The 2,182-nt window shown below is 41.8% G+C and carries 2 protein-coding genes; both read right to left on the bottom strand.

Annotated elements, in window-relative coordinates:
* Positions 1–519, bottom strand: a 519-nt coding sequence (locus tag MLE14_RS22105; RefSeq protein WP_243300524.1) for an ATP-binding protein, incomplete at its 3' end; no start/stop codon positions are given.
* Positions 516–2,036, bottom strand: a complete 1,521-nt coding sequence (gene istA, locus MLE14_RS22100; RefSeq protein WP_243300523.1) for an IS21 family transposase — start codon at positions 2,034–2,036, stop codon at positions 516–518. The genes istA and MLE14_RS22105, both read right to left, overlap by 4 nt.
* Between the last annotated feature and the right edge of the window lie 146 nt (positions 2,037–2,182).

The raw sequence follows: 2,182 nt of genomic DNA, 5'->3' as shown, positions 1-2,182 counted from the left end.
TACATACCCCAGTTCATCTATGATGATTAGATCAAATTTGAGCCACCTCTTCTCAAACAAGACAAGTTTGTGTTCTTCATTCGCCATTAGGAGTTCTTCCACTAGTTCAGCGGCTGTAACGAACTTAACCTTGTAGCCGTTTTTCACCATTTCTATTCCCAAACCGGTCGCCAAATGGCTCTTTCCCGTACCACTGTTCCCTAGAAAAATTATGTTCTCTTTTTTCTCCACAAATTCACCTTTAGACAGTGTCAGAAACCGATTACGGTTTAGACTCGGCATTAAACTAAAGTCATAGGTATCAAGCGTCTTCTGCACAGGAAAGGTAGCTAGCTTGAGCCTTCTTTGCTTTTGGTTTTCTTCTCTGGTCTCGGCCTCAGCCTCTAATAATGCTAGTAGATACTCCTCATAACGAAGGTTTCGTTCTTCTGCCTCTCTCGCGAGAGTACGGTAGTTTTTGGCGATGCTTGGGACTCTCAGTTGTTTGGTAAGGTGATCCAAAAGTAATTCGGTTGTCATTTCATTCTTCCTCCAGTTAGTTGTCCGTATTGTTCAATATTGGACTTACTTACTTTATAGTCCAATAGATTAATAGGCGTTTTCTCCTTTGGCAGATCTTGAATAAGAAATGGTTGGTTAATGAGCGTCTGGATCATTTCATGTACAGCCTCATATCGAAAGACATGAGCTTTCTCGGCTTCCAGTAAAACTTCCGTTAACTTTTCCATTCCTATCTCCCGATGAAGGAGAAGGAGTCGAATGAATTTTCGATCACCTGCTGCGCCTTCTTGTTCACGCAGCTTACGTTGGTAACGCCTGAATACATCAGGGATATCAGGTGATTGAAAGGCATGGGCATCCCTAATTGCCCTAGGTTTCTTCAGTAAAGCCTCCAGATAATGATCGAGTACAGCAATCATTTGGTAACGATCATATGAACGGATATGTTCCGCGATCACTTGATTTTGAGCCACAACGATCACACGATCGACAAAAATTTTTGCCCATACAGCCTGTCCAACAAAGCTAGATGGAACCGAATACTGATTCGTCTCAATCGTAACCAGTGATGTCTTATTTACCTTACAGGATACGAGCTTACAGGCCTCAAATGGATTGTCTGGAAGAGGGTAAAGAGCCTCCTTTTCCTTTTCCCACAATTGTAAGACCGTCTCTTCCTTATGAGGGACCTTCGTCCTTTCGGCCTCTTTCAAACACCAATCCAAGAGATAGTCATTTACTTCTTCTAAGGATTGTACTTCAAGGTGAGGAACTAGGGCATTTCTTCGTATGTATCCGACAGTACCTTCTACACGCCCCTTCTCGTTCCCAGAGGCTGGGTTACAAAATTCCGCTTTGAAAAGATAGTGGGCCTGTAACGCAAGAAAAGATTCTTGTTCCAGACGATCTCTCCCTTGGAGGGTTTTCACCACAGCTGTTTTTAAGTTATCGAAAATCCCTTCGATTGGGACACCACCAAAGAACTCAAACGCTCGAACAAAGCCATCCAAAAAAGCTTCCTGCTTTTCATGAAGATAAGCTCTCACAAATCGCATCCGGCTTGCAGAAAGCTGGATACAGAAGAGGTAAATGCGTTGCTTTCGACCCTGGTGAAAAATGTCCGCCTCTCCCCAGTCGAATTGGAATTGGTGGCCGAGTTGGAAATCAAGAGGAATGAAAACTTCCTGGAGCTTTTTCTTGCGTTTAGCTACAATTTTGCGAATGTTGGATGCCGAACCTTTGAAGTCATATTCGTCTACTAATCTATTATAAATTCTTATAGCTGTATGTTTTTGTTTACCCCAACTAGTCAGGTCATCTTCGAGCCATTGGTCGATAATAGGGAGCACGCGTTTCGTTTCATCAGAATACTCTTTTTTACCGTAAACATTCTGGCGCAGGATCGTAGTAGGAGCCTCTTGTTGCTTGGTATACTTGCTTACTGTATTCCTTGAAATGCCAAGCTTCTTGGCGATTTGTCTTTGTGATAAACCTTCAATCTCCTTTAAAATTTTGATACGATGAAATTGAGCCATATTGATCATCCTTTTTTTCCTCTCTCATGTAGTAAGTTTGGTCACTTTCTATCATAAGAGAAGGTTATTTAATTGGAAATCGGGTGGCTCATTTTTTATGTGATCAAACTGCTTGAAAGTGGCTCAATTTTAAATTATCAAATACA

Source organism: Bacillus litorisediminis, assembly GCF_022808645.1.
Lineage (GTDB): Bacteria > Bacillota > Bacilli > Bacillales > JC228 > Bacillus_BF > Bacillus_BF litorisediminis.
This window is presented reverse-complemented; position numbering and strand designations above follow the sequence as displayed.

Excerpts from the sequence above, each read along its gene's own strand:
- istA (WP_243300523.1), bottom strand. The coding sequence starts at position 2,036 with ATGGCTCAATTTCATCGTATCAAAATTTTAAAGGAGATTGAAGGTTTA.